This window comes from Brachybacterium sp. Z12, from assembly GCF_014400405.1.
In the GTDB taxonomy this organism is placed as follows: Bacteria; Actinomycetota; Actinomycetes; order Actinomycetales; family Dermabacteraceae; genus Brachybacterium.
In genome coordinates this window covers 998,593-1,024,070 of record NZ_CP060496.1, presented here as the reverse complement: position 1 = coordinate 1,024,070, position 25,478 = coordinate 998,593, and the positions used below count along the sequence as shown (strand labels likewise).

General features: G+C 70.0%; 23 protein-coding genes and 2 pseudogenes. 9 read left to right on the top strand and 16 right to left on the bottom strand.

Going from position 1 to position 25,478, the window contains the following annotated elements:
• Positions 1-45: 45 nt before the first annotated feature.
• Positions 46-1,050: an acyltransferase domain-containing protein gene (locus H3H54_RS05520; RefSeq protein WP_262425842.1), complete on the top strand. Its 1,005-nt coding sequence runs from the start codon at positions 46-48 to the stop codon at positions 1,048-1,050.
• A 21-nt stretch (positions 1,051-1,071) separates the two neighbouring features.
• On the opposite strand, the gene H3H54_RS05515 is transcribed toward H3H54_RS05520, so the two are convergent.
• Positions 1,072-1,683 (bottom strand): TetR/AcrR family transcriptional regulator, encoded by a 612-nt coding sequence (locus H3H54_RS05515; RefSeq protein WP_262425841.1) that lies wholly within the window; start codon positions 1,681-1,683, stop codon positions 1,072-1,074.
• Between the two features lie 171 nt (positions 1,684-1,854).
• Between H3H54_RS05515 and H3H54_RS05510 the strand changes: the two genes are divergently transcribed.
• A complete protein-coding gene (locus H3H54_RS05510) occupies positions 1,855-3,642 on the top strand; it encodes an MDR family MFS transporter (protein ID WP_262425840.1) in 1,788 nt (595 codons plus the stop codon).
• A 65-nt stretch (positions 3,643-3,707) separates the two neighbouring features.
• Here H3H54_RS05510 and H3H54_RS05505 read toward each other — a convergent pair whose 3' ends face one another.
• Positions 3,708-4,358, bottom strand: a complete 651-nt coding sequence (locus H3H54_RS05505) for a hypothetical protein (protein ID WP_262425839.1) — start codon at positions 4,356-4,358, stop codon at positions 3,708-3,710.
• A gap of 80 nt (positions 4,359-4,438) precedes the next feature.
• On the opposite strand from H3H54_RS05505, the gene H3H54_RS05500 reads away from it, so the two are divergent.
• A complete protein-coding gene (locus tag H3H54_RS05500) occupies positions 4,439-4,786 on the top strand; it encodes a GNAT family N-acetyltransferase (RefSeq protein ID WP_316249145.1) in 348 nt (115 codons plus the stop codon).
• A gap of 88 nt (positions 4,787-4,874) precedes the next feature.
• Positions 4,875-5,201, top strand: a complete 327-nt coding sequence (locus H3H54_RS05495) for a hypothetical protein (RefSeq protein WP_262425837.1) — start codon at positions 4,875-4,877, stop codon at positions 5,199-5,201.
• 209 nt (positions 5,202-5,410) lie between these two features.
• Here the strand turns inward: H3H54_RS05495 and guaA are convergent, their stop codons facing one another.
• The 3 genes from guaA to H3H54_RS05480 all read right to left on the bottom strand — a co-directional run bounded on the left by guaA (position 5,411) and on the right by H3H54_RS05480 (position 8,400).
• A complete protein-coding gene (guaA, locus tag H3H54_RS05490; protein ID WP_262425836.1) occupies positions 5,411-7,000 on the bottom strand; it encodes a glutamine-hydrolyzing GMP synthase in 1,590 nt (529 codons plus the stop codon).
• Between the two features lie 68 nt (positions 7,001-7,068).
• Positions 7,069-7,494, bottom strand: coding sequence for a DUF3817 domain-containing protein (locus H3H54_RS05485; protein WP_262425835.1), 426 nt, complete (start codon positions 7,492-7,494; stop codon positions 7,069-7,071).
• Between the two features lie 3 nt (positions 7,495-7,497).
• Positions 7,498-8,400 carry an SURF1 family protein gene (locus H3H54_RS05480; RefSeq protein ID WP_262425834.1) on the bottom strand — a complete coding sequence of 301 codons (903 nt, stop codon included), beginning with the start codon at positions 8,398-8,400 and terminating at the stop codon, positions 7,498-7,500.
• 205 nt (positions 8,401-8,605) lie between these two features.
• Between H3H54_RS05480 and pta the strand changes: the two are divergent.
• From pta to H3H54_RS05465, 3 genes and pseudogenes are all read left to right on the top strand, one after another.
• A pseudogene (pta, locus tag H3H54_RS05475) lies at positions 8,606-10,700 on the top strand (phosphate acetyltransferase).
• A gap of 36 nt (positions 10,701-10,736) precedes the next feature.
• On the top strand, positions 10,737-11,960 hold the full coding sequence (locus tag H3H54_RS05470; RefSeq protein ID WP_262425833.1) for an acetate/propionate family kinase: 1,224 nt from the start codon (positions 10,737-10,739) through the stop codon (positions 11,958-11,960).
• A 70-nt stretch (positions 11,961-12,030) separates the two neighbouring features.
• Complete coding sequence (locus H3H54_RS05465) at positions 12,031-12,579, top strand: hypothetical protein (RefSeq protein WP_262425832.1); 549 nt, start codon at positions 12,031-12,033, stop codon at positions 12,577-12,579.
• A 99-nt stretch (positions 12,580-12,678) separates the two neighbouring features.
• On the opposite strand, the gene H3H54_RS05460 is transcribed toward H3H54_RS05465, so the two are convergent.
• From H3H54_RS05460 to H3H54_RS05450, 3 genes are read right to left on the bottom strand one after another with little or no spacing between them, the layout of a single operon-like run.
• The gene (locus H3H54_RS05460; RefSeq protein WP_262425831.1) at positions 12,679-13,143 is read right to left on the bottom strand and encodes a hypothetical protein; all 465 of its coding nucleotides are present in this window, start codon (positions 13,141-13,143) and stop codon (positions 12,679-12,681) included.
• On the bottom strand, positions 13,140-13,970 hold the full coding sequence (locus H3H54_RS05455) for a hypothetical protein (RefSeq protein ID WP_262425830.1): 831 nt from the start codon (positions 13,968-13,970) through the stop codon (positions 13,140-13,142). Before H3H54_RS05455 ends, H3H54_RS05460 begins: the two co-directional genes overlap by 4 nt.
• Positions 13,971-13,989: 19 nt before the next feature.
• Positions 13,990-15,099: a GuaB3 family IMP dehydrogenase-related protein gene (locus tag H3H54_RS05450; protein ID WP_262425829.1), complete on the bottom strand. Its 1,110-nt coding sequence runs from the start codon at positions 15,097-15,099 to the stop codon at positions 13,990-13,992.
• Between the two features lie 80 nt (positions 15,100-15,179).
• Here H3H54_RS05450 and H3H54_RS05445 point away from each other — a divergent pair, with 80 nt between their 5' ends.
• Positions 15,180-15,794, top strand: coding sequence for a hypothetical protein (locus H3H54_RS05445; RefSeq protein WP_262425828.1), 615 nt, complete (start codon positions 15,180-15,182; stop codon positions 15,792-15,794).
• 21 nt (positions 15,795-15,815) lie between these two features.
• Here H3H54_RS05445 and H3H54_RS05440 read toward each other — a convergent pair whose 3' ends face one another.
• The 3 genes from H3H54_RS05440 to guaB all read right to left on the bottom strand — a co-directional run bounded on the left by H3H54_RS05440 (position 15,816) and on the right by guaB (position 18,597).
• On the bottom strand, positions 15,816-16,532 hold the full coding sequence (locus H3H54_RS05440; RefSeq protein ID WP_262425827.1) for an exonuclease domain-containing protein: 717 nt from the start codon (positions 16,530-16,532) through the stop codon (positions 15,816-15,818).
• Between the two features lie 75 nt (positions 16,533-16,607).
• Entirely contained in the window at positions 16,608-17,015 is a 408-nt protein-coding gene (locus tag H3H54_RS05435) for a hypothetical protein (RefSeq protein WP_262425826.1), read from the bottom strand.
• 82 nt (positions 17,016-17,097) lie between these two features.
• Positions 17,098-18,597, bottom strand: coding sequence for an IMP dehydrogenase (gene guaB, locus H3H54_RS05430; RefSeq protein ID WP_262425825.1), 1,500 nt, complete (start codon positions 18,595-18,597; stop codon positions 17,098-17,100).
• Positions 18,598-18,893: 296 nt separating this feature from the next.
• On the opposite strand from guaB, the pseudogene H3H54_RS05425 reads away from it, so the two are divergent.
• Positions 18,894-20,536, top strand: a pseudogene (locus H3H54_RS05425) (inorganic phosphate transporter).
• Positions 20,537-20,574: 38 nt separating this feature from the next.
• Here H3H54_RS05425 and H3H54_RS05420 read toward each other — a convergent pair.
• From H3H54_RS05420 to groES, 5 genes are all read right to left on the bottom strand, one after another.
• On the bottom strand, positions 20,575-21,231 hold the full coding sequence (locus tag H3H54_RS05420) for a hypothetical protein (protein WP_262425824.1): 657 nt from the start codon (positions 21,229-21,231) through the stop codon (positions 20,575-20,577).
• 126 nt (positions 21,232-21,357) lie between these two features.
• Positions 21,358-22,413 (bottom strand): pseudouridine synthase, encoded by a 1,056-nt coding sequence (locus tag H3H54_RS05415; RefSeq protein WP_262425823.1) that lies wholly within the window; start codon positions 22,411-22,413, stop codon positions 21,358-21,360.
• The gene (locus tag H3H54_RS05410; RefSeq protein ID WP_262425822.1) at positions 22,401-23,021 is read right to left on the bottom strand and encodes a hypothetical protein; all 621 of its coding nucleotides are present in this window, start codon (positions 23,019-23,021) and stop codon (positions 22,401-22,403) included. Before H3H54_RS05410 ends, H3H54_RS05415 begins: the two co-directional genes overlap by 13 nt.
• A gap of 343 nt (positions 23,022-23,364) precedes the next feature.
• Entirely contained in the window at positions 23,365-24,951 is a 1,587-nt protein-coding gene (gene groL / locus H3H54_RS05405) for a chaperonin GroEL (protein WP_262425821.1), read from the bottom strand.
• A gap of 22 nt (positions 24,952-24,973) precedes the next feature.
• A complete protein-coding gene (gene groES / locus H3H54_RS05400; protein ID WP_262425820.1) occupies positions 24,974-25,270 on the bottom strand; it encodes a co-chaperone GroES in 297 nt (98 codons plus the stop codon).
• Positions 25,271-25,478: the final 208 nt, after the last annotated feature.

Sequence of the window (25,478 nt, the reverse complement as noted above, 5' to 3'; positions counted from 1 at the left end):
GGGCGCAGATCACAGGAAGTGACCCGCGGGCGCTACCGTGTGCGCATGACCGATCGCCATGATGCCCAGTTCGAGGTCCTCGGCGATCCGCCGCAGACCGTCCGCGCCACCGCAGCCCTGCCCGAGGAGGCCGTCGCGCAGATGCTGACCGCACCCTCGGCGCCGGCGCTGCTGGAGCTGCTGGGCATCACCGGGCAGGACCATGCGGAGCTGAGCGCCCTGCTGGCGCCGGCGGCGGCGGATGAACGGATCCTGCGGGAGGTGACCCGCATCGCGAACCTGCTGCGTGCGCGCGTCGGGCTCGAGGGGCCGGAGGTCGACCTCGGCGCCGAGGCGGCGTCGCTCACCGCGCTCCAGCAGCACCTGGTGCCTGGCGAGGGGCTGATCGCGATTCTTGCGCTCGCCGTCAGCACTGCGACGGTGCGGACCTGGCATCGCGAGCGCGGCCTCAGCGATGAGCTGTCCTGGGCGGTGCTCGCCGATCTCGGTCAGCAGATGCGCGTGCACCGTCGCAGCAGCGGGCGGCTGGGCCTGCACCAGCTGCCGTGGATGGCGCTGAACTGGCGAGGACTCCTGGTGCACCTGGGGCGTCTGCAGTTCGATCTGCATCGCGCCGATGAGGGGAGCGCCTCGGAGCGTTGGGTGATCGGCGCACACATCCCTGCGACCGGTCCGTTGACGCCCGAGGCGGTGGAGGACTCCCTGGAGCGTGCGACCGCGTACTTCAGCACCTGCTACGCGGATCTCGATGACGCGCGCCCCACGGGCGCTCCGGCGTTCGGCCACGAGTTCCGCTGCAGCTCCTGGCTCATCAACCCGGTCCTCACGCAGGAGCTCGGCGCGGAGTCAAACCTCGGCTCCTTCGCGCAGCGCTGGGAGATCCTCTCCCGGACCCCGGGCGGCGACGGCGCCGCGTTCTTCGTGTGGGGCCGTCGCCCTCCTTACGATCCCGCCGCACTCCCCCGCACCACGCGGCTCGAGCGACTGGTGGGCGAGCGCCTGGCCGACGGGCGAGGCTGGGAGAACGGGCTCGGGAGCCTGGTGCGCTGAGCCGTAGCCGGCTCTGCCGGGTCAGAAGACCTCGTCGCCCTCGTCGTAGCGTGCGAGCACGTCATCGAAGGCCGTGCCCAGGTCGATGCCGCGCGCCATCGAGGTCGAGAAGGCCGCGCGGGTGACGGCGAAACCGATCTGGACGGAGAGCATCGCGCGCTCATGGGCATCGTCCCCGTCGAGCACCCCGGCGAGCACCGCGACCATCTCGGTCTGCACCGACAGCAGGTTGCCGGAGGAGAGGGAATGGAGCTTCGGCTCCTTCGCCATGACCTGCTTCCGCAGCTCCCGCACCTCCGGATCGAAGGGCGCGGAGGAGATCGCCTCACGCATCACGGTGCGCAGCGCCTCGCGGGGGCCCGTCTCGTGGACCTGATGGCGCAGCCGCGCGGCGATCTCCTCGTCGGCCGCGCTCAGCACCCCGATGATCGCGGATTCCTTGGTGGACCAGTGGTTGAAGAACGTGCGGGTGGAGACCCCGGCACGTTGAGCGATCGCCTCGACGGTGACTCCACCGAGCCCGTGCTCGAGGACGAGCTCGAGGGCGGCTCGATGCATCGCCATGCGGGATTGGCGCTTCTTGAGCTCACGCAGCCCGAGGGGCTGATCATCCGGGGTCATCTCAGCGGTCACAGGACCATCGTAGGTCCGGCAGCTCACATATTCTGCACTCGATGAAATAGTGCAGTGACTGCAATGTTCGGATACGATGCTCGGGTCGAAGCCCACCGTCGTGCTGCGGCCAGGGAACGTGGCCCCGCGCCCGTCCACCCCACACCTTCCGCACACTCCTCGAGGAGCTCAGTGAGCACAGCCCACCCCAGGACCTCACCGTCCGCCCCCGCCCCCGCCTTCACCGGACTGGACCGACAGGGCAAGCTCGTCTTCGTCGGCCTGATGCTGGGAATGTTCGTCGCCTCCCTCTCGCAGACGATCGTCGGCCCCGCGATGCCCCGCATCGTCGGCGAGCTCGGCGGCATCGAGCACTACAGCTGGATCGCGACCGCCGCCATGCTGGTCTCCGCGGTCTCCGTGCCGGTGGTCGGCAAGCTCTCGGACCTCTACGGCCGCCGCTGGTTCTACCTGGGCGGCCTGGCCGTCTTCATGGTCGGCTCGGTCCTGGCCGGCATGGCGCAGGGCTTCTGGTTCCTGGTGTTCGCCCGCGCCGTGCAGGGCCTGGGCATGGGCACTCTGATGCCGCTGTCCCAGACGATCATCGGCGACATCATCCCGCCCCGCCAGCGCGGCAAGTACCAGGGGATCATGGGCGCCGTCTTCGGCGTGACCTCGATCGCCGGTCCGCTCATCGGCGGAGTCGTCACCGACCACCTGGGCTGGCGCTGGCTGTTCTACCTGACCCTCCCGATCGGGATCGCGGCCTTCGCGTTCATCCTGAAGTTCCTGCACCTGGAGAAGTCCGACCAGCGCGGCAAGGTCGACTACTGGGGCATCGTGACTCTCACCCCGGGGCTGGTCCTCGCCCTGCTCGCGACCACCTGGGGCGGTGGCGACTTCGCCTGGACCTCTCCGGTGATCCTGGGGATGTACGCGGTCGCGGCGGTGTTCCTGACCGCCTTCGTGATCATCGAGACGAAGGTGGAGGAGCCGCTGCTGCCGATGCACCTGCTGCTGCGCCCGATCGTGGCGCTGTCGGTGGCTGCCTCCTTCGCGATCGCGGTCGCGATGTTCGGCGCGATCATCTACATCCCCGTCTACGCGCAGGGCGTCATGGGGGTCTCCGCCGCCGCCTCCGGCATGATCCTGATCCCCCAGTCCGTGGCCATGATCCTCACCTCGATCATCGTGGGCCTGCTGATCTCGAAGACCGGCCGCTACCGGCCGTTCCTGATCGTCGGCGGCATCGTGATGGTGATCGGCTACGGCCTGCTGGTCGCCCTCGAGTACGGCGACACCCAGTGGCAGCTCACCCTCGCGATGGTGGTGATCGGCCTGGGACTGGGCCTGTCGATGCAGGTGTACACGCTGATCGTCCAGAATGCGGTAGCTCGCCGCGAGCTCGGCACCGCCACCGCCGCGATCCAGTTCTTCCGCAACATCGGCTCCACCGTGGGCACCGCAGTGCTCGGCACCGTGATGACCGCCTCGATGTCCACCTCGATCAGCGAGCAGATCGCAGCGCTGCCGGCGGAGGATCTCGCCGCCCTCGAGGCCTCCGGCGGCGCCGACGTCTCCGGCCTCGAGAACGCGGCGCTGGACCCCTCCGCCCTCTCCCAGCTGCCCGAGATCCTCGTGGAGCCGATCCGCATGGGCATGGGCGAGGCGATGCACATGGTGTTCCTCACCGCCGTGCCCTTCGCAGTGATCGCGCTGGTGCTCTCACTGTTCATCAAGCACGTGCCGCTGCGGGAGACAGTCGAATCCGCCGACGAGCTCGCCGCCCAGCAGGGTGTCGACGCTGCTGCGGAACTCGGCGGCACAGGTACCGAGCCGCAGGAGCTGCACCCGCGCACCGGCCCGATCCCCGTGATCGACCCGGAGCAGCTCGCGACTGCGGAGGCCGGCGAGCATGGCACCGCTGGCGCCGCCTCTTCCGTCCGGGGGCGGGAATCGGTCACGGCCGACGAGCGCTGAGCGAGGCACCGCGCACAGCGGCCCCGGGTCGAATCATGAAAAGATGGGCGGATGCTGCTGACCGATCACTTCCCGCCCACGATGCCCCCAGCCCTGGAGGGTCGACTGACCACCCGGGTGCCGATCGAGGCAGACGTCCCAGCAGTCGTCGCGCTGGTCACCGCGGATATCCGTCGCCACACCCCGGACGGGACGGCCGACGAGGCCGGAATGCGCTCACGCATGGTGGGGCTGAAGTCCTGGGCACGCCGTGAGGTCGTGGTGGTGCCCGTCGCCGCTGACGGCTCCCCTCCCTCGACCAGGCCCCGATCGCCTGGGTGGCCCTGGAGGACCGAGCCGCCGGCCGCACCAACGTCCAGTTCGTGCTCGCCGAGGACGCCCCCGAGCGAGACGCCCTGGCCGCTGCGCTGCTGGACTGGGCGGTCGAGGTGGGCGGTTCCTTCGCCCGGGCACGCGGCGTGGAGCGCACCCAGCTCGACGCCGACGCGAACGAGCTGGACACCGACCGCGGCCGGCTGCTCACGGCAGCGGGCTACTCGATGGTGCGCACCTGGTTGCACATGCGCCGCCCCGTCGACCCGGCGGAGCTCCCCGAGCTGCCGGCGCCGCGCGAGGGCACCAGGGTGCGGAAGGTCCACCGGCATGAATCCGGCCTGCCGGTGGCGCAGGACGTGCGCACCGTGCACCGGATGCTCGAGGAGTCCTTCGCGGACCACTTCAACTCCTACCGAGAGTCCTTCGCCGAGTTCGTCCAGCGCCTGATCGAGAATCCTGAGGAGGCGGGCTGGGACCACTGGTGGATCGCCGAGATCGATCGCGATGGGGCCTGGCTGCCCGCAGGCGGCCTGGTCGCCGCCGTCGTCCCGGCAACAGAGACCCTGGAGGAGGGCACCTACCTGGAGTACCTGGGGTGCACCGCTCCGCCCGCGGCCACGGCATCGCGAAGGCACTGCTCAACGCCTCGATCCAGGATGCCATCGGCCGGGGCCGCACCCACGTGGACCTCGAGGTGGACGACGACTCCCCCACCGGGGCCGACGGTCTCTACAGCGCGATGGGCTGGGAGACCTTCGAACGGACCCAGTCCTGGCACTCCTCGGCCGCCGCCCATCCCTCCCGCCTGCTCGAGCCGCCGACGGCCTGAGGCCCACAGCCGACGATCGCCTGAGGCTATGCCGGAGTCGGGCTGAAGCCCCTGGCAGGTCACGACCTGCCGTCGCCGGTGCCCCGGTGTGGTCCTCATCCTGCTCCTCACCATCGATGCCAGCTTCCTCCCGGGTCAGTCAGTGCTCTGGGTCGGCACCTTCTACGCGCTGTCCGGCTTCTGCACGTCGGTGTCGGCAGTCGCCGGTGCGGACCTCATCGCGCGGCTCTGCCCGCCCGAGATGCTCGGCGCGGTCGCAGGTGCCCAGCGCACGGCGACGATGGGCATCATGCCCCTGAGCGCCCTGCTCATCGGGCTGCTCGGCGCCCTGCTCGGCACCACGATCGCGACCGGGATGTGGCTCGTGCTGGCCCTTGCCGCAGCGGTGCCATGCTTCCGGCTGCAGAATCGGTGATCTCTCCACAGCGCGCCGCTGCGCCACGCACGATCGAGTCGTGAGTTCCGCGCCCCATGATGCTTCTTACGGCGCATTTCCCACGACTCGATCGGCAGAACTCACGCTGGGGCCCGGCAGCACCCGTGCCCGGGCAGAGCAGCGCCCCCCGCAGCGTGCTCCAGGAGAACACGCGGCGGGGCGCTGCAGCGGCTGCTGTCAGCGGGAGGTCACTCCCACTCGATGGTCCCCGGCGGCTTGCTGGTGATGTCGAGGGTGACGCGGTTGATCTCGCTGACCTCGTTCGTGATGCGGGTGGAGATCCGCGAGAGCACGTCGTAGGGCACCTTGGCCCAGTCGGCGGTCATCGCATCATCACTGGTGACGGGGCGCAGCACGACGGGGTGGCCGTAGGTGCGGCCATCGCCCTGGACACCCACGGAACGCACGTCGGCCAGCAGCACCACGGGGCACTGCCAGATGGTGCGATCCAGCCCTGCGGCGGTCAGCTCGGCGCGGGCGATCGCGTCGGCGGCGCGCAGGATGTCCAGACGCTCCTTAGTGACCTCGCCGATGATGCGGATGCCCAGACCCGGTCCGGGGAAGGGCTGGCGCCAGACGATCTCGTCGGGCAGGCCCAGCTCGGAGCCGACGGCGCGCACCTCGTCCTTGAACAGGGCGCGCAGCGGCTCGACCAGCTCGAAGGAGAGATCCTCGGGCAGGCCGCCCACGTTGTGGTGGCTCTTGATGTTCGCGGCGCCGTCGCCCACACCGGACTCGACGACGTCCGGGTAGAGCGTGCCCTGCACCAGGAAGGCCGTGGCTTCGGCGTGATCGCCTTCCACGACGCCCTGCTCACGCAGGATGTCCGCCTGAGCCTGCTCGAAGGTGCGGATGAACTCGCGGCCGATGATCTTGCGCTTGGTCTCCGGATCGGTGACCCCGGCGAGGGCAGTGAGGAACTGCTCCTCGGCGTCGACCATGACGAGCTTCGCACCGCCCGTGGAATCGCCGAAGGCCTGCTCGATCTGTGCGGATTCGTCCTGACGCATCAGGCCGTGGTTCACGTACACACAGGTGAGTCGGTCACCGATCGCGCGCTGCACGAGCGCCGCGGCGACTGCGGAGTCCACCCCGCCGGAGAGGGCACAGATCGCGGAGCCCTCGCCCACCTGCGTGCGGATCCGCTCGAGCTGCTCCTCGATGACGTTGCCGGTGGTCCAGGCCGGCGCGATCCCGGCACCGCGGTAGAGGAAGTTCTCGAGCACCTCCTGGCCGCGGTCGGAATGGCCGACCTCGGGGTGCCACTGCACGCCGTAGAGGCGCTTCTCGGAGTTCTCGAAGGCGGCCACCGGGCTCGCGGACGAGGTGGCGACCACCTTGAAACCGGAGGGCGCGGCGGTGACCGAGTCGCCGTGGCTCATCCACACGTTCTGCTCAAGATCCTGCGCGCTCAGCAGCTGGGAGGCGTCGTCGAGGCTCTCCAGGCGGGTCGCGCCGTACTCGCGCACCCCCGTCGGCGCGACGGTGCCATCCAGCGCTGCGGCCATCGACTGGAAGCCGTAGCAGAGCCCGAGCACGGGCACGCCGGCCTCGAGCAGTGCGGGATCCAGTCGCGGGGCGCCCTCGACGTAGACGGAGCTGGGCCCGCCGGAGAGGATGATCGCGCGCGGGCGCTTGGCGAGGATCTTCTCCGTCGGCATCGAATGCGGGACGACCTCGGAGTAGACCCGGGCCTCGCGCACACGGCGGGCGATGAGCTGTGCGTACTGGGCGCCGAAATCGACGACGAGGACGGGGAGCTGGTCGGTGTCGTTCACGCGCCAGAGTCTACGTGCGCCGCCGGCTGCTGTGAGCCGTGGTCCGCCCTCCGGCGGCGCAATCCTCGTCACGCTCGGGGGCCGGGCCCCGCGTCAGCGCGATCTTCGTCCTGGAGGGTGGGCCGACGGGCGAGGTCGTCCTCGACCGCCTGGTGGGTCCAGCGCTCACCGAAGAAGGACAGCACGGGGACCACGCCGAAGAGCATCAGCAGCAGCATCCGGGGCAGACCCCAGCGCATCTTCATCCACAGGTCGAAGCCGAGCACCACGTAGATCATGTAGATCAGGCCGTGGATCGGGGACCAGGTCTTCGAGATCTGGGTCCAGGTGTCGGACGTCGTGGTGAAGATGCCCTCGCCGCCGAACACGACGTAGCGCATGATCATGATCGCCACCAGGACCAGCAGCGCGATGCCCTCCACGATGGAGGCCACGCGGAAACGGGCGAAGGAGGTCCTGCAGGCGACTTCGTCGAGGGGGCGGGGAGCGGGCACGGGTCACACGTCCTTGTCAGGGGTAGAGCCGGCCGTCGCATGGACGGCCGAGGAGGAAGAAGAGTCGGCCGGAGCCGAGGAGGGTCCGGTCGCGGCTGTCGTGCCGGAAGAGGCCTCGGAGGAAGAGCTGGCTTCGTCGAGCATCCTCTCCATCGCCTCGCGGCGATCGGCGACCTCATCGAGGTGCGCCGCACGGACCGAACGCCACCACAGGTAGAGGAAGAACGCCCCGAACAGCACCCACTGGAGCGAATATCCGATGTTCTGCCAGTCCAGGCCCCGGGTGAACTCGGATTCTGCGGCGGGCAGAGGCTGCAGATCTCCCGGAGGGTCATCGACCGAGACGAAGCCGGAGTACATCGGCGAGCCCCACTCGTTGACCAGCAGCGGGGTGGCGATCTCGCTCGCCACTCCCTCGCTCACGCCACCCGAGGCGGCCTCGCCGGCCTCGAGCCGTCCGGAGATCTCGACCTCTCCCTGCGGAGGCGCCGGGGCCAGTGACGGATCGATCTGGCCGTCCGCGCCGGTCAGCTCCTCTGCGGGCAGCCAGCCGCGTGCGACCGGGAGGCGCACCTGGCTGCCGTCCTCCAGCTCCACGAGCAGTGAGGAGACCACCAGCACCGCTTCGGCGCCACCGATGTTCCTGCCCGGCACGACCACCTGCTCATCGGGCACGTAGATGCCGGTCGCGGAGACGGTGTCCCCCACGAGCGCATTGGTCACCGCATCGCCCACGTCCAGCACGTCACGGATGTCGCCGAGCTCCTGCGAGCCCTCGGCCTTGCTGGAGATCGCGCGGTGCGCGCGATCCCATTGCCAGGTGGCGAGCAGACCGCAGACGAGAGTCGCCACCACCATCAGGGCGAGCAGGCCCAGGAAGCGAGGGCGAAGAGCGACGCGAAGCATGGGCCCATGGTACGAGTCGAGTCCGCAAGGAACCCTGAGCAGCGACACCTCTCACACCACGTCGATCAGCTCAGCCCACCAGCAGCGGGAAGCTGTTCCAGGTCGCCGCGAAGAGGAACAGGAAGAGCGTGACCACCACCGGGGCAGGCAGGCGCAGCACCGACCAGGTACTGCCAGTCCCGCTCCACGCAGAGCTGCCGCGCCTATGCTGGGGAGCGTGTCCCAGAGTGTCTATATCGCCAGCCCGGAGGGGATGACCGGCAAGTCGATGGTGGCTTTCGGTCTTCTCGAAGCCCTCGCCTCCCGTTCCGACCGCGTCGGGGTGTTCCGCCCCATCGTCAAGGCCGACCGCATCCGCGACTACGCCGTCGACCTCCTGACCAGCCACCCAGCCGTCGACCAGTCCTACGAGGACGCGATCGGGGTGGAGCATCAGCTGGTGCTGTCCGATCCCGACACCGCGCACGAGCGGATCCTCGCCCGCCACCGCGAGCTCGCCGAGCGCTACTCGGTGCTCGTGGTCCTCGGCTCGGACTTCGACGACCTCGCCAACCCCACCGAGCTCGCCTTCAACGCCGAAGTCGCCGCCAACATGGGCGCCCCCGTGGTGGTGGTCCTGTCAGGGCTGGACCGCAGCCCTGACCAGATCGCGGCGCTGGCTGCGGTGTCCGTCAACGAGATCGGCGGCCACCACGCCCTGCCGATCGCCGTGGTCGTCAACCGTGCCGAGCCGGACTCGCTCGAGACGATCCGCGAAGCCGTCGCGGTGCGGGTGCCCGATGCGCTGGTCTCCGCGATCCCCGAGAACCCCGTGATCATGGCCTCCACCGTGCGGGAGCTGAAGGATGCCGTGGGCGGCACCCTGCTGCAGGGCAACCCCGAATGGCTCGACCGCGTCGCGATCGGCACCGTGATCGCGGCGATGAGCCTGCCCAACGTCCTGTCCCGCCTCACCGAGAACTGCACCGTGATCGCCCCCGGTGATCGCTACGACCTGCTCCCGGGCCTGGTGATGGCGCAGCAGTCGGGCACCTTCCCAGCGCTGTCCTCGATCGTGCTGACCGGTGGATACGACGTTCCCGAGGAAGTGGGTCGGCTGATCTCCGGCGTGCAGCAGGACCTGCCGATCATCGCCTCGGACCTGTCCACCTTCGACACTGCCGTGAAGGTCGCGAAGACCCGCGGCAGGCTCGACGTCAACAGCCCGCAGAAGATGGATGCCGCGCGGCGCGCGGTGGCTGAGCACCTGCCGACCCCCGAGCTGCTCAGCGCGCTCGAGCTGAGCCGGAGCGAGGTCGTCACCCCGATGATGTTCGAGTTCGAGCTGCTCGCCCGCGCCCGCGGCGAGAAGAAGACCATCGTGCTGCCCGAGGGCGAGGAGCCGCGGATCATCGCCGCCGCTGAGGCGCTCCTCGCCCGCGGTGTCGCGCATCTGATCCTGCTCGGCGACGAGAACACCATCCGCGCGAAGTCCGCCCAGCTCGGCCACGACATCTCCGAGGCACGAGTGGTCTCCCCACGACGGGGAGCACGTCGAGCGCTACGCCGCCGAGTACGCGCGGCTGCGCGCGAAGAAGGGTGTCACGCTCGAACAGGCCCGCGAGAAGGTCCAGGACGTCTCCTACTTCGGCACCATGATGGTGCAGATGGGAGAGGCCGACGGGATGGTCTCCGGTGCCGCGCACTCCACAGCGCACACCATCCGACCCTCCTTCGAGATCATCAAGACCAAGCCCGGGGCCAAGATCGTCTCGTCCGTGTTCCTGATGGCGCTCGAGGATCGGGTGCTCGTCTACGGCGACTGCGCCGTGAACCCGGACCCGACCGCAGAGCAGCTGGCGGACATCGCCGTGCAGTCCGCGGCGACCGCCGAGCAGTTCGGGGTGGACCCGCGCATCGCGATGCTCTCCTATTCCACCGGCACCTCGGGCACCGGGGCGGACGTGGACAAGGTGCGCGAGGCCACCGCGCTGGTGCGCGAGGGCGAGCCGCAGCTCGACGTCGAGGGCCCGATCCAGTACGACGCAGCGGTCGACGCCTCGGTCGCGAAGACCAAGCTGCCGGACTCCTCGGTGGCCGGGCGGGCGACCGTGTTCGTGTTCCCCGACCTCAACACCGGCAACAACACCTACAAGGCTGTGCAGCGCTCGGCCGGCGCGATCGCGATCGGTCCGGTCCTGCAGGGCCTGAACAAGCCGGTCAACGATCTCTCCCGCGGCGCGCTGGTGGACGACATCATCAACACCGTCGTCATCACCGCGATCCAGGCGCAGGCGAGCTCCCCCGCCGCCGCGCACTGACCGACCACCCCTCCAGCGTTCAGGAGCTCCCCTCTCATGGCAGCACCCACGGACCCGCGCGTCCTCGTCATCAACTCCGGCTCGTCGTCACTGAAGTTCCAGCTGCTGGCTCCGGCCGACGGCACTGTCGAGGCGACGGGAATCGTCGAGCGGGTCGGCCAGGACAGAGGCAACGCCTCGATCACTGCGGGAGACCGGGAATCGACCTTCGAGGGGCCGGTGCCGGATCACAAGGAGGCGATGAAGATCGTCGAGCGTCTCTTCGGGGACGTCGGCCTGTCGCTGGCCGACGATCGGATCCGCGCCGTCGGCCACCGCGTGGTCCAGGGAGGTGCCCGCTACTCGCAGCCCGTCCTCATCGATGAGCAGGTGCGCTGGGACATCCACGACCTCGGGAAGCTCGCACCGCTGCACAACTACGCCGCGGTGGACGGCATCGACGGTGCGCAGGCCCTGCTGCCCGAGGTGCCGCACGTGGCCGTCTTCGACACCGCCTTCTTCACCGCGCTGCCGGACGCGGCGGCGAACTACGCGCTGAACCGCGAGCTCGCGAAGCAGTACCGGGTGCGCCGCTACGGCGCGCACGGCACCAGCCACCAGTTCGTCTCCGAGGCGGTCTCCTCCCATCTGGCCGCACAGGGCCGTGATGTCTCCGCGCTGCGACAGGTCGTGCTCCACCTGGGCAACGGGGCTTCCGCCTCAGCGGTGCGCGGCGGCGAGGCGATGGAGACCTCCATGGGCCTGACCCCGCTCGAAGGCCTGGTGATGGGCACCCGCACCGGCGACATCGATCCCTCGATCTACATCCACCTGCACCGTCAGGCAGGGTTCGGGGCCGAGGAGATCGACGACGTCCTCAACAAGCGCTCCGGGATGATGGGCATGTGCGGGATGAACGACTTCCGCGATATCACCGCTGCGGTCGACGCAGGCGATGAGGCCGCAACGCTGGCGATGGACGTGTACGTGCACCGGCTGCGGAAGTACCTCGGCTCGTACTCCTTCGTGCTGGGCGGCTTGGACGTCATCGCCTTCACCGCCGGGATCGGGGAGAACGTGCCGATGGTGCGGGAGCGTCTGCTGACGGGGCTCGAGGGCTTCGGCATCGAGCTCGATCTCGAGGCGAACGCCGCGCGCAGCAAGGAGATGCGGGTGATCTCCGCCCCGGGCTCGAAGGTCACGGTGATGATCGTCCCGACCGACGAGGAGCTGTCCATCGCCCGGCAGGCCGCTGAGGTCGCCCGCGAGATCGCGGGCTGAGCGCGGCGAGGCTCCCCTCCCCTGGGCCGTATCCTTGAGCAGCTCATCCGGACCGGCTCAGGGGGAACCGTTGGCCTATCACCAGCCCTATGGCTACACGTACACCGCACCGCGCAAGCGCGGCAAGAAGCGCCTGATCTTCGGGATCCTCGGCCTCATCGCCAACGCGATCGGGCTGGTGGTGATGCCGATCGTCGCGGGGATCATCGGCACGATCGTCACCGTTGCCGGAGGTGCCGACGTGACTCAGCTCGAGCCGGACGGCGGATCGTTCCAGGCCTCCAGCTGGTCTCTCTACACGGTCGCCGTGCCCGAATCAGATCTCGAGACAGCGACGTGCGAGATCACAGGGCAAGACATCTCCGTCGAACCCGGGGACCCCACGATCTCCACCGTGGAGCACGGCGGGGTGGAGTACTTCGACCTCTACGACATCACCGTCTACGGCGACCAGGAGGTCACGGTGGCCTGCGAGGGTGCGGAGGATGTCCTGGTCGCAGAGCTCGGGATGCTCGGGATGCTGATCGGCGCCGGCATCGGCGTGGTGCTGCCGGTGGCGCTCGGCATCCTGGCGCTGGTGATGACCATCTCGGGAGCAGTGGCGCTGATGCGCTCCTGAGCGCTCCCCCTCCCAGCCTCGACGAGCAGGCCGGCCCGGGGTGGGGTCGGCCACCGCACTGCCGTGCGCCAGGCGCGAGGATCGTCCGCGCCGGTGTGCTCAGCGGGACCTGTCCGCGGCCCGGGCCCGAGCGGCCTCGGAGCAGGCGAGGGTCCATGCCCTATGGTCGTGGATCAGCTCGTCCCTCCAGGGGATGCCGAGCGCCTGCGCCATCTCGAAGCGGTGGCCCGCGCCGAGCTCCGGGAGAGGACCGGCGGGGACGTCGATCCGCTCGGCAGCATCCGGGGCAGGGGCCGCCCCGCCGCCAGCCAGGAGATGCAGCGTGCCCGGCACCGTGAACAGCCACCACAGGGCCAGCGTCAGCGAGAGGAACCCTGTCGAGGGGCGCAGCAGCCACGGGACCAGGTACTCCGCCATGCGCCATTCGAGCACCCAGTGCGTGAAGGGGAGGTAGACCAGCAGGGAGAGCGTCACGGCCAGGAGCAGCCACAGCGGCGCCCAGCGCAGGGTGCGACGGGGACTGCGGTGCCGCTCCCGCGCGGGATGCTGCGCAGCCGGGGTCATCGCTCGTCCCGCTCGTCTGGGTCGAGCTCGTCCTCAGCGGGCTCAGCACCGTACAGGGTGGTCGAGGTGTACACGGATCCGCTGTAGCTCGGTGCCCAAGCGGGCGCGCTGACCTCGTACCCGCCGGAGAGGTCCTCGGCGTCGGGGTCGTTCAGCTCGGCGGGCGCCGTCCCGTCCTCGCGGTCCGTCCCGGCGAGGGCCGATGCGGGAGTTGCCGGTGAGGCGGCGATCGACGGACCGGCCACGGCGTCGGCCTCTTCCTCTGCCGCTGCCTCTTCCTCTACCGCTGCCTCGATGTGCGAGGCAGGAGCCTGTGCCGGCCCGGGCGGGAGCGCCTCCTTGGGAGCGGTCCCGTTCTCGAGGACCCGCAGGACCTCGAGCAGACCGCGGGCCCCGCCCTCCGTCGCGTAGTCCGGTCGCCATCTGAGGCCGGCGGAGCGGGCCATCTCCTCGAGCTCCGCGACGCTGGGCCGGCTCGTCTCCTCGCCACCGGTGAGGGAGACGGCGCGGCGCTCACGCCGGAGCCGGACCGCCCTGCGCCACGGCAGCAGGACGAGAACCGTGCCGAACAGCAGGACCATCAGCAGCGGGAAGCGTTCCCACACCAGCGGCTGCAGGGCGAACGGGGTGCGTCCGCCGAGCAGCATCCGCAGCCACATCTGCAGATGGTCCGACGGTGCGGCGTGAGCCTTGTAGAACGGCCCGAAAAGCAGCAGCAGGCAGAACCCGGCGGTGAGCGCTCCGCCCAGGGCGATCAGCGGGGGCGGGAGGACGAATGGCTCGTGGCCGCTCTTTCCCTGCGCACCGCGCGCGTCAGCAGTCATCATGCCTCCGTCGGCGGCCGGGTCAGGCGGTGGTGACGACCTCGACCCGCTGGAACTCCTTGAGGTCGAGGTAGCCGGTGGTGGCCATGGCGTGGCGCAGGGCGCCGACCAGGTTGGTGGTGCCGTCGGCCGCGATCGAGGGGCCGAAGAGGATCTGCTCGAGCGGTGCGACCGTGCCCACCGGGACCCGGTGGCCGCGGGTGAGCGTGGGGTGGTGCGCCTCGCTGCCCCAGTGGTGGCCGCGGCCGGGGGCCTCCTCGGCACGGGCGAGCGCCGCACCGACCATCAGCCCGTCGGCGCCGCAGGCGATCGCCTTGACCAGGTCGCCGGAGCGGCCCAGGCCGCCGTCGGCGATGACGTGCACGTAACGACCACCGGACTCGTCCATGTAGTCGCGGCGCGCGGCGGCGACGTCCGCCACCGCGCTCGCGAGCGGCACCGTGATGCCGAGGGTCTCCTGCGTGGTCTGCGAGGCGCCGCCGCCGAAGCCGACCAGGACGCCCGCCGCGCCGGTGCGCATGAGGTGCAGTGCGGCGGTGTAGGTCGCGCAGCCGCCCACGATCACCGGGACGTCGAGCTCGTAGATGAAGCGCTTGAGGTTCAGCGGCTCACGATCCGAGGAGACGTGCTCGGCGGAGACGGTGGTGCCGCGGATGAAGAACAGGTCCACTCCCGCATCGACCACGGTCTTCCAGTGCTCCTGGGTGCGCTGCGGGGACAGGGCGCCGGCGGCGGTCACCCCGGCGTCGCGCAGCTGCTGCAGGCGGTCGCGGATCAGCTCGGGCTTGACCGGTTCGGAGTAGAGCGAGCGCATCACCGAGACGACATCAGCATCGGAGGCGGTGGCGAGGCGGTCGAACTGCACGGTGGGATCCTCGTAGCGGGTCCACAGGCCCTCGAGGTCCAGTACGCCGAGCCCACCGAGGCGGCCCAGCTCGATCGCGGTCTCGGGGGACATCAGGGAGTCCATCGGTGCGGCGAAGATGGGGATGTCGAAGTGGTACGCGTCCACCTGCCAGGTGGTGGAGACGTCCTCCGGGTCCCGGGTGCGACGGGACGGGACCACCGCCACGTCGTCGAAGCTGTAGCTGCGGCGTCCGCGCTTGTTCCGGCCGATCTCGATCTCGCTCATCACACCGGGGAGTCTACCGTCGGCGCGCACTGCTGCAGTCCTCGCCGTCGCGGCGGCGGGTCGCGGGCTACCGTGGGCCGATGAGCTCCGAGCACCTCCCCGGTATCGACCCCGAGGTCGAGGACGCAGGACCCCCGCCGCGCGCGACGCGGCTGGATGCGGAGGGGATGCCCCTGGACCGTCCCGGCACGGGTTCTGACGAGGGCTCCCCCGCGCTCGACCGCGGTCCTTCGTCGCTGCTGCCCGGGCTGGTCACCGCCATCGGCCTGGCCCTGGCCGTGCGGCAGCTGGTGGTCCTGGTCCGTGCATCCCCCTCCGAGGGGCAGGCTCTCCCGCTGAGCGGCATGGTGCTCGCCGCCGCGCTCACGCTGGGCGGCTTCTCGCTGACACGTCTGCTGCAGCTGCTGGGCTTCGCCTCTTCGCGCAGGCGCCGTCGCGAGGCGGGAGAGGAGCTGCCCGAGGTGCCCTGGCAGCTCGGCGATGCCCATTCCCTGCACGCCGTGTGGGTGATCGGGGTGGGTGCTTCGGTGGCCCTGATGGGCCTGCTGGGGCTGTGGTCGCTGCTGGACGGCCGCCCCTCAGGCCTCGAGCCGGGTTGGCCGCTGCTGCTCATCGGCGGTGCGGTCGCACTCCTGGCCCGGGTGGCCTGGCGGCGCACCTCCGCCTGCTGGGTAGGGGCGCCGGAGCAGTTCTGACCTGGACCCTCGCCCTCGGCCTCAGAGGGGCCAGACGGTGTTGACGTCCGGTGTCTTGCCCTTCTTGGTCAGCCACTCGTTCATCCCCTCCGCCCAGCGCAGGTGCCATCCCGTCTGCTCGCGGTGCAGGTCCTCGAGCGCGGAGGCCGCGACCTTCGGGTACTTGGCGGCGACAGCGCGCAGCACATCGAGAGTGGCGGAGACGTCGACGTCGGCGGTGTGGAGCCGGCCATCCTGCTCCAGCCCGTAATGCGCGAGCACATCGGTGAGGGTGCGTTTGCCCTTGCGGTAGCGATCCACCCCGCGGTCCAGCACCAGCGCATCGAGCACGGGGGCGATGTCATGGCCCAGCCGCTGGGTGAGCGTGGGCAGGCCCAGACGGGTCAGCTCGTTCTCGAGGATCGCGAGGTCGAAGCTGATGTTGAAGGCGACCAGCGGGACATCCTTCGCGAGCGCCTCGGCGATCAGGGTGGCGACCTCGTCCAGCGCCTCGGCGGCATTCATGCCGTGCGCGCGGGCGTGCTCGGTGCTGATCCCGTGGACCCGCTGCGCCGGCTCGGGAATCTCCATCTCGGGATCGATCAGCCAGGTCGCGACTGTCTCGTTCGCCCGGCCAGGGCCCACCGAATGCACCAGGGCGACGGTGACGATGCGATCCGTCGCGACATTCGTGCCGGTGGTCTCGGTGTCGAAGCCGAGCAGCGGCGCGTCGGTCCAGGGAAGGGTGCTCACGGTCATGGGACCAGCCTAGACGCGGGACCCGACGCTCCGCGCCTCGCCTCCGGGGCTGTGGACGGCGCCGGGCCCGGGAGCTCAGAGGAGCGCGGCCCCCACGCCCAGGGCCCCGATGAGAGCGGTGAGGGTGAGCACCGGCGCGATGACCGCGAGGACGATCGCGATGATCGCCCGTGTGCGTCCGGCTCCTGCTCGCAGGCCGAGCACCGCCAGCACGATCCCAGAGAGCCCCGCTGCGGACCAGACCAGCAGTGACCCGAAGCCCGCCAGGACCGCCACCTGGTACCAGAGCGGCGTGTCGGAGAAGTAGTAGCCGGACACCGCCTCCATGGGCGGCACCGTCGCGCCGACCGCACCCATCACGGCGGTGCCGCCGATCAGAGCGAGGAGCGCGAGCCAGAGCGCCCAGGACGACGCGCGGAACGACCGCTCGGGAGCGCCGGGCGCCGGCGTGGAGGAGAACGCGGGGATGCTGTGGGAGGTCATGCCCACGATCCTAGGAAGCGCTCCGAGGTCTCCTCCACCGTGCCCGCCACCGACCGCGCAGGGGGATATCCCCCGCTGCGGCTCAGTGCGAGCTGTAGTTCGGGGCCTCCATGATCGCGGCCATGTCATGCGGGTGGGACTCCTTGAGCCCGGCCGCGGTGATGCGCACGAACTGGCCGCGCTCCTTGAGCTCGGGAACGGTGTTCGCGCCCACATAGAACATCGACTGGTGGAGGCCGCCCGTCAGCTGGTGCACGACGGAGCCGAGCTGGCCCTTGTAGGAGACCCGACCTTCGATGCCCTCGGGGACGATCTTGTCGTCGCTGGGGACGTCGGCCTGGAAGTAGCGGTCCTTGGAGAAGGACTTCTTTCCGCGGGAGGACATCGCGCCCAGCGACCCCATGCCCCGGTAGGCCTTGTACTGTTTGCCGCCCACGAGCACGACCTCGCCCGGGGACTCCTCGGTGCCTGCCAGCAGGGAGCCGACCATCACGGTGTCCGCTCCGGCGACCAGCGCCTTGGCGATGTCGCCGGAGTACTGCAGGCCGCCGTCGCCGATCAGCGGGACGCCCGCGGGGCCGCAGGCCTTGGCGGCTTCATGGATCGCGGTGACCTGCGGGACGCCGACCCCGGCGACCACACGGGTGGTGCAGATCGATCCCGGCCCCACCCCGACCTTGACCGCATCGGCGCCCGCATCCACCAGCGCCTGCGCACCGGCACGGGTCGCGACGTTGCCGCCGATCACCTGGACGTCGGCGAAGTACGGATCGTTCTTGATGGTGCGGATCATCTCCAGCGCCAGGCGGGCATGGCCGTTGGCGGTGTCGACGACGAGGACGTCGACCCCTGCCTCGCGCAGCGCACCGGCCCGCTCGAGCGAATCGCCGAAGAAGCCCACGCCCGCGCCGACCAGGAGCCGGCCCTGGCCGTCCTTGGATGCGTCGGGGAACTGCTCGGACTTCACGAAGTCCTTGACGGTGATGAGACCGGTGAGGCGGCCCTCGGCGTCGACCAGCGGCAGCCGCTCGCGCTTGTTCTTGCGCAGCATCGCGGTGGCCTGCTCGGGGGTGACGTCCTCGGGAGCGGTGAACAGCTCGGTGGTCATGACGTCACGGACCCTGGTGGTCGCCCACTCGGCGACGGAGATGAAGCGCAGGTCGCGGTTGGTGCAGATGCCCAGCAGGAGCTGATCCTCATCGACCACGGGCAGGCCCGAGACCCGGAACTGGCCGCACACGGCGTCGAAGTCCTCGAGGGTGGCGTCGGGACCGATGGTGACCGGGTTGGTGATGCGCCCGGTCTGGGTGCGCTTGACCAGGTCCACCTGGTGCGCCTGGTCCTCGATGGACAGGTTCCGGTGGAGGATGCCGATGCCGCCATGGCGGGCCATCGCGATCGCCATCCGGGATTCGGTCACGGTGTCCATGGCCGCGCTGGCCAGGGGGATCCTCAAGGAGATCTCCCGCGTGAGGCGACTGGAGGTGTCCGCCTCTGAGGGGATCACGTCCGTCTCGCCGGGCAGCAGCAGGACGTCGTCGTAGGTGAGTCCGATGAAACCGAAGGGATCCGCGCTCGTCATGCATCGATGGTAGCGGCGCGAGCCGCCTCTGCGCTGTCTCGCCCGCCACAGCACCTTCACCCCTTCATGTCCCGACCTGCACGGACGGTGATCGTCATGAGGATCACCCGACGGCCGACGTCTCGAGGAGCCGAGGATCACTTTCACGCCAGAAGCACAGGTGGCGCCGTCAGATGTTCACCGGCCATTCGTCCTGCGGTCATTGACGGCCTACAGTGGCGGCGGTCCTTGTCGAGACACCGGGCGCGTCCGCGCACCCGCACCCCCTCTCCCCTCTCACCCCCGGGAACGTGACGATGCCAGGCTCCACCGCCCAGAGATCCCCCGACGCCCCCTCCTCCGCAGGCTTCCTCGGCCCTGACCGGAACTGGCACCTCGGCGCGGGACTGATGACGCTTGCGGCCGTCGTCGCCTTCTCCATCTGGTCGTTCTCCCAGTCCGGGACGGACGTGAACGCGTTCCTGCTGATCCTCGCGATCGCCTTCGGCCTGTTCATGGCCTTCAACATCGGCGGCAACGATGTCGCCAACTCCTTCGGCACGAGCGTCGGCGCGGGCACCCTGACGATGAAGCAGGCTCTCGTCGTCGCCGCGGTCTTCGAGGTCTCCGGCGCCGTCCTCGCCGGCGGATCGGTCACGGAGACCGTGCGCAGCGGCATCGTCGACATCGACGGCATGGACATGGACCCGATGTCCTTCGCCTACATCATGATGGCGGCGCTCGCGGGCGCCGCCATCTGGCTGCTGCTGGCCACCCGGATGGGCTGGCCGGTCTCGACCACGCACGCGCTCATCGGCGGCATCGTCGGCGCGGCCGTCACCACCGGGGTCGTGACCGGCACCGGCGGATTCGGCATGGTCAGATGGAGCGAGATCGGGAAGATTGCGATCTCCTGGGTGCTCTCCCCCTCCTCGGTGCTATCTCCGCCTACCTGCTGTTCGGCGCGATCAAGCGCCACATCCTCGGCCCGGCGGCCCGTGCGATCGCGCTCGGCTCGCGCGGCTACGACGATGCCGAGGACGATGATGAGGATGACGATGATGAGGATGACGAGGACGAGAGCCGCCACGTCTCGGGCCACCAGCGTGTGGGCGAGCTCCAGCAGAGCGCCTTCGCGGAGTCCGCGGCGCTGGACCTCTCCCCGGCAGCTCCGGCGCGCAGTTCGTCGAGCGTGCCCAGTCCCCGCCGCAAGAAGGAGCGCAAGGCCGCACGGAAGGTGGAGCGCAAGGCGGCCTACCACGCCCTCGAGAAGCGGGTCCCGCCGCTCGCGGCCGGTGCCGCGGTGCTGCTCGCCGCGATGCTGGTGTTCAAGGGCCTGGACAACGTGGGGCTGAACATTTCCGTCGGCGGAGCGGTCCTGCTGCTGACGATGCTCGCGCTGGGCGTCTGGATGGCCACGACCGTGTTCGCCCGGGCCCTGAAGAAGCAGACGATCTCCCGCGCGACCTTCATCATGTTCAGCTGGATGCAGGTGTTCACCGCCTGCGCCTTCGCCTTCAGCCACGGCGCCAACGACATCGCCAACGCGGTGGGGCCCTTCGCCGCCGTCCTCGACGTGCTGCGCACCGGCGAGATCGGGCAGGAGGCCGCGGTCCCCACCGCCGTCCTGGTCGCCTTCGGCATCGCCCTCGTCTCCGGACTGTGGTTCGTGGGCCGCAAGGTGATCCACACCGTCGGCACCGGGCTGACCGCGATGCACCCCTCCTCCGGCTTCGCCGCGGAGCTCGCCGCGGCGACGATCGTGCTGCTGGCCTCGGTGCTGGGCCTGCCGGTCTCCTCGACGCACATCCTCATCGGCGCGGTCCTCGGCGTGGGCATCGTCAACCACGCCGCGAACTGGAAGCTGATGCGGCCGATCTTCCTGGCCTGGATCATCACCCTGCCGGCAGCGGCGACCATCGGCGCTGTGATGGTGCTGGTGCTGCGCGCGACCTTCTGACCCCCACCTCGCGGCGGCGTCCTGACGGGGCGCCGCCGTCAGGGTGCGGGATCGCCGTCCCGGGCCGGCTCCTTGCCGCCGAGCACCCGGCGGACCCGGTCGAACTCGGTCTGGAACGCAGCCTCGTCGTGCTCGTACTCCGCCCGCCAGGGCATGCCCAGGCGATCGGCGAGCTCCCGGTGGGCCCGGGCCCGGCGGAGACGACGGTTCTCCCGCAGCAGCTCTCCGCGTGCCGGAGCGGGGCGCAGGCCGGCCGCCGCCTGCAGCGTGCGCAGGCCGTCGAACGAGGCGGCGTCCCAGCCCACCTCGGGCACGATCCATTGCCGCAGAGGCTCCTCGTCGCCGTCGCCCAGCGCGGTCAGCCCGATGAGCGCCATCCCTCCCCTTTCTGCCTCCCCCACGGCGTGCTCGACCTGCGGCAGGGGTGCCCGCTCGACGATGCGCAGCCCTCTGCGCAGTGCCACGGTGCCCTGGCGCTCGTCGAACAGCACCGTGCGCTGTGTCAGCACCAGCGGCACCAGCGCCCACAGCGCGAACAGCAGCCAGAGTGCGAGGGCGCCGAGCAGCAGCTGGGTCCAGGCCGGTGCGAGGAGCTGCTCGAGCAGACCGTCATGGCCGCCTCGCAGTCGCGAGGACCGCCATTCCTGGATCCCGGCTCCGGCGAAGGGGCTCAGCAGCACCGAGACCAGGGGCAATCCGATGAGAGCACCTGGAATGTAGCGCGCCCGGACGGTGGGCCCCACGATCACCGCCCCGGATCCGGTGCGCCGCGGCGCAGGGGCGGGAGCGGTGTGGACAGGGGTGCGGGGGCGCTCACGACCTCAGGGTACGAGACCCGGATCCGGTGTCGCCGAGCACCTGGGAGCTGGAGAAGTCCCGCTGGGCCCCGGTGAGCGGGTCGAGGAAGGCGAGGCGTCGTGCCAGCAGCTGCAGCGGCAGACCCTCCGGCCAGACCTGCGGGGGCGGGACCGGTCGCTGCCGCGGCCAGTAGAGGTCCTCCCCAGGATCGGCGCGCCGCGGGAGGCGAGCTGCACACGCAGCTGATGGGTGCGTCCGGTGCGCGGTCGCAACCTGAGCACCAGCGCATCATCCGCCTGGGCCTGGACGACCTCGAGCACGGTCTCTGCGTTCGGCGCGGCGTCCAGCACCTGCGCGGTGAGCTCGCCACGGCGCTTGACCAGGTGGTCGCGCATCGTGCACGTCTCCCCGGTCACACGTGGCAGGGTCGCTGAGTCAGCGGGGAGGACGCGGGCCTCGTACTCCTTGTGCACCTCGCCGCGGGCGAAGAGCTGCTGGTAGGCGGAGCGCTCCTCCGGTCGGATCCCGAAGGCGAGCACTCCTGCCGTGCGCCGGTCCAGGCGGTGCAGCGGGACGAGCGACTCGATGCCCGTCTCGCGCCGCAGCCTCACCAGGGCGCTGGCGAGGATATGGGCGCCACGGGGCATGGTCGCCATGTCGTGGGGTTTGTCGAGCACCAGCAGGTGCTCGTCCCGGTGCAGGATCCGCAGGTCCACCTCGGGGACGTGCTCGCTGCGCAGCTCCCGGTGGAACCACAGCTCATCGCCGGCGCGGAGGGGGTCGTCGGCGCTCCAGGCCCGGCCCGTGCGATCGACGATCTCCCCGGCGTCGAACCGCTCGCGGAGCGCGGTGGCCGCAGGGTCGGCGAGTGCCGGGAATCGCTCGCGGAGCGCCTCGAGCGCGGCGGCGCCCGGGGGCGTTCCAGGCGGTGCCTGCCAGCGCACGGCGTCGAGGCCGTCGCGCTGCGGGAGCGGCGGTGGGAGTCGGCGGGCGCGCCGACGGGCAGCGCGGCCGGGCGCCCGCTCGTTCTCCCCCGCCCCCTGGCCGGGTCGGTCCGAGGCCGGGCTCACAGCCCCCACACGGCGAAGGTCAGCACGTTGTGGCCGATGTAGAACACCAGCAGCAGCAACAGCAGCAGGTTGGGGTGGCGGTCCACGAAGCTCATCGCCTGCGGTGCCTGCCGCATCAGCTCGGCGGGCGTGATCGCGTCGATGTGCTCGATCGCGACCCCCGCCTCACGGGCACGGTGCAGGGTCATCTCCTGGGCGCGCGGACCGAAGAAGCGGCTCGAGACGGCCAGCACCCGGCGCCCCTGCCGGTTCAGGACGTAGACGCCGTCGTAGGCGGTCTCGGGGGCGTCGAGCATCTCGGCGGCCGTGGCGCCGCGGTCGATGTCGCGTGCAGCGATGACCTGGCCCACCTCGTCCCAGCGGACGTTCCGGGTGCGACGGAACAGGCTCCGCAGCTGGAAGCCCTCCTCGTCGATCTGCAGCCAGGAGGTGATCACGCGCAGCACGGTCACGATCACCACCGCCGCGATCACCACCCAGAGGATCAGCGGGAGGGTGAAGGTGAGATCGTGCATCAGCTGCGGGTGGTTCCACAGCCGCTGGCCGACGAAGCTGATGATGACGAGGAACTCGAGCACCACCAGGAAGACGAAGCCGACCACCAGGGAGCCGATCACCACGGAGGTGGGCGGGCCGTAGGTCCGTGTGGGGAGGTCCCCCTCCTGCGCCGGGGTGCGGCATCCGATGTACTGATCACCACTGCTCCTCCGCCCATCGGTTCCACTGTGACTCAGCACATCTTATGCCGTCGACGCCCGCTGGCGCCTTGGCTCGCCGGATGGTGCGCACCGGGGCCGAGCAGGCACGATGTTCCGGCTCCTCCGTCCGGCTCCGGCTCGTCGCGGGGAGCTGGGAGCGTCCATGGAGGATGCGGAACGGGCGGGCGGTCCGGGTCTCCCCGGGCCGCCCGCCCGTTCCGTGCGAGCTGATCGGTCGATCATCCTGTGATCGACCGAGCGGTCACTCGTCCTCGTCGTCCTGCTTCTCGATGACGAGGGTCTCGGTGGTCAGCACCATGCCCGCGATCGAGGCCGCGTTCCGCAGAGCGGTGCGCGTGACCTTGACCGGGTCGATGATGCCGGCCGACACGAGGTCGACGTACTCACCGGTCGCGGCGTTCAGGCCGGTGCCGACTGCGGCCTCCTTGACCTTCTCGACCACGACGTAGCCCTCGAGGCCGGCGTTCTCGGCGATCCAGCGCAGCGGCTCGACGACTGCACGGGCCACGGCGCGCACGCCCACGGCCTCGTCGCCCTCGAGGCCGAGGCCGTCGGCGAGCACGGAGGATGCCTGGACGATGGCGCTGCCGCCACCGGCGACGATGCCTTCCTCGATGGCAGCGCGGGTCGCGGAGACCGCGTCCTCGATGCGCATCTTCTTCTCCTTGAGCTCCACCTCGGTGTGAGCTCCGACCTTGATCACGGAGACACCGCCGGCCAGCTTCGCGAGGCGCTCCTGGAGCTTCTCACGATCCCATTCGGAGTCGGTGTTCTCGATCTCGGAGCGGATCTGCGAGACGCGATCGGACACGGCCTGATCGTCACCGGCGCCGCCCACGATGGTGGTGGAGTCCTTGGTGATGACGACGCGGCCGGCCTGGCCGAGCACCTCGGTGCCGACGGTCTTGAGGTCCAGGCCGAGGTCAGAGGTGACCACCTGCGCGCCGGTGAGTACCGCGATGTCCTGCAGCATCGCCTTGCGGCGATCGCCGAACGCGGGAGCCTTGACCGCCGCACCCTTGAAGGTGCCGCGGATCTTGTTGACGACCAGCGTGGACAGAGCCTCGCCGTCGACGTCCTCGGCGATGATGAACAGCGGCTTGCCGCCCTCGACGACCTTCTCCAGCAGCGGCAGGATGTCTGCCACGGCCGAGATCTTGCCCTGGTGCAGCAGCACGTGGGCGTCCTCGAGGACGGTCTCCTGGCGGTCCGCGTCGGTGACGAAGTGCGGGGAGATGTAGCCCTTGTCGAACTGCATGCCCTCGGTGAAGTCCAGCTCCATCGCCGTGGTGGAGGACTCCTCCACGGTGATGACGCCGTCCTTGCCGACCTTGTCGAACGCCTCGGCGAGCAGGTCGCCGATCTCGGAGTCCTGGCTCGAGACGGAGGCGACGGAGGCGATCTGTGCCTTGCCGTCGACCGGGGTGGCGATCTCGCCGAGCTTCTCGGAGAGCGCCTCGACGGCCTTCTCGATGCCGCGCTTCAGCGCTGCCGGGGCAGCACCGGAGGTGACGTTGCGCAGGCCCTCGTGGACGATGGCCTGGGCGAGGACGGTGGCGGTGGTGGTTCCGTCGCCGGCCACGTCGTTGGTCTTGGTCGCGACCTCCTTGGTGAGCTGCGCGCCGAGGTTCTCGTAAGGATCCTCGAGCTCGATCTCACGGGCGATGGTCACGCCGTCGTTGGTGATCGTGGGGGCGCCCCACTTCTTGTCGAGGACGACGTTGCGGCCGCGGGGGCCGAGCGTCACCTTGACGGTGTTGGCGAGCTTGTCCACGCCACGCTCGAGTGCCCTGCGGGCGTCCTCGTTGTAGATGATCTCTTTAGCCATAGCTAGATGAGCCTCAGTTCACTCAGTCGTTGATGACGGCGAGGATGTCACGCGCGCCGAGGACGAGGAACTCGTCGTCCCCGTACTTCAGCTCGGTGCCGCCGTACTTGGAGAAGACGACCTTGTCGCCGACCTGGACGTCCATGGGGACGCGCTGGCCCTTGTCGTCGAAACGGCCGGCGCCGACGGCGATGACCTCGCCCTCCTGGGGCTTCTCCTTCGCGGAGTCCGGGATCACGAGGCCGGAAGCAGTGGTCTGCTCGGCCTCGAGCGGCTTGACGACGACACGATCCTCGAGGGGCTTGATGGAGACCGACATGCGGCTCACTCCTTCATGAAGAGATGACTCTGTGAGTTCTGGGTGGCGGGATCCGGTCCCGATCGTCGTCGCGGTGCCGACCGGGGAAGATCCCTCTGCGGCAGTCTCTGGCACTCTCGGCCGTCGACTGCCAACGGGGCAACTGTAGGACGCCCGCTGGCACTCATGCAAGGCGAGTGCCAGATCCGCAGCGGTTCGCGCACGCCGA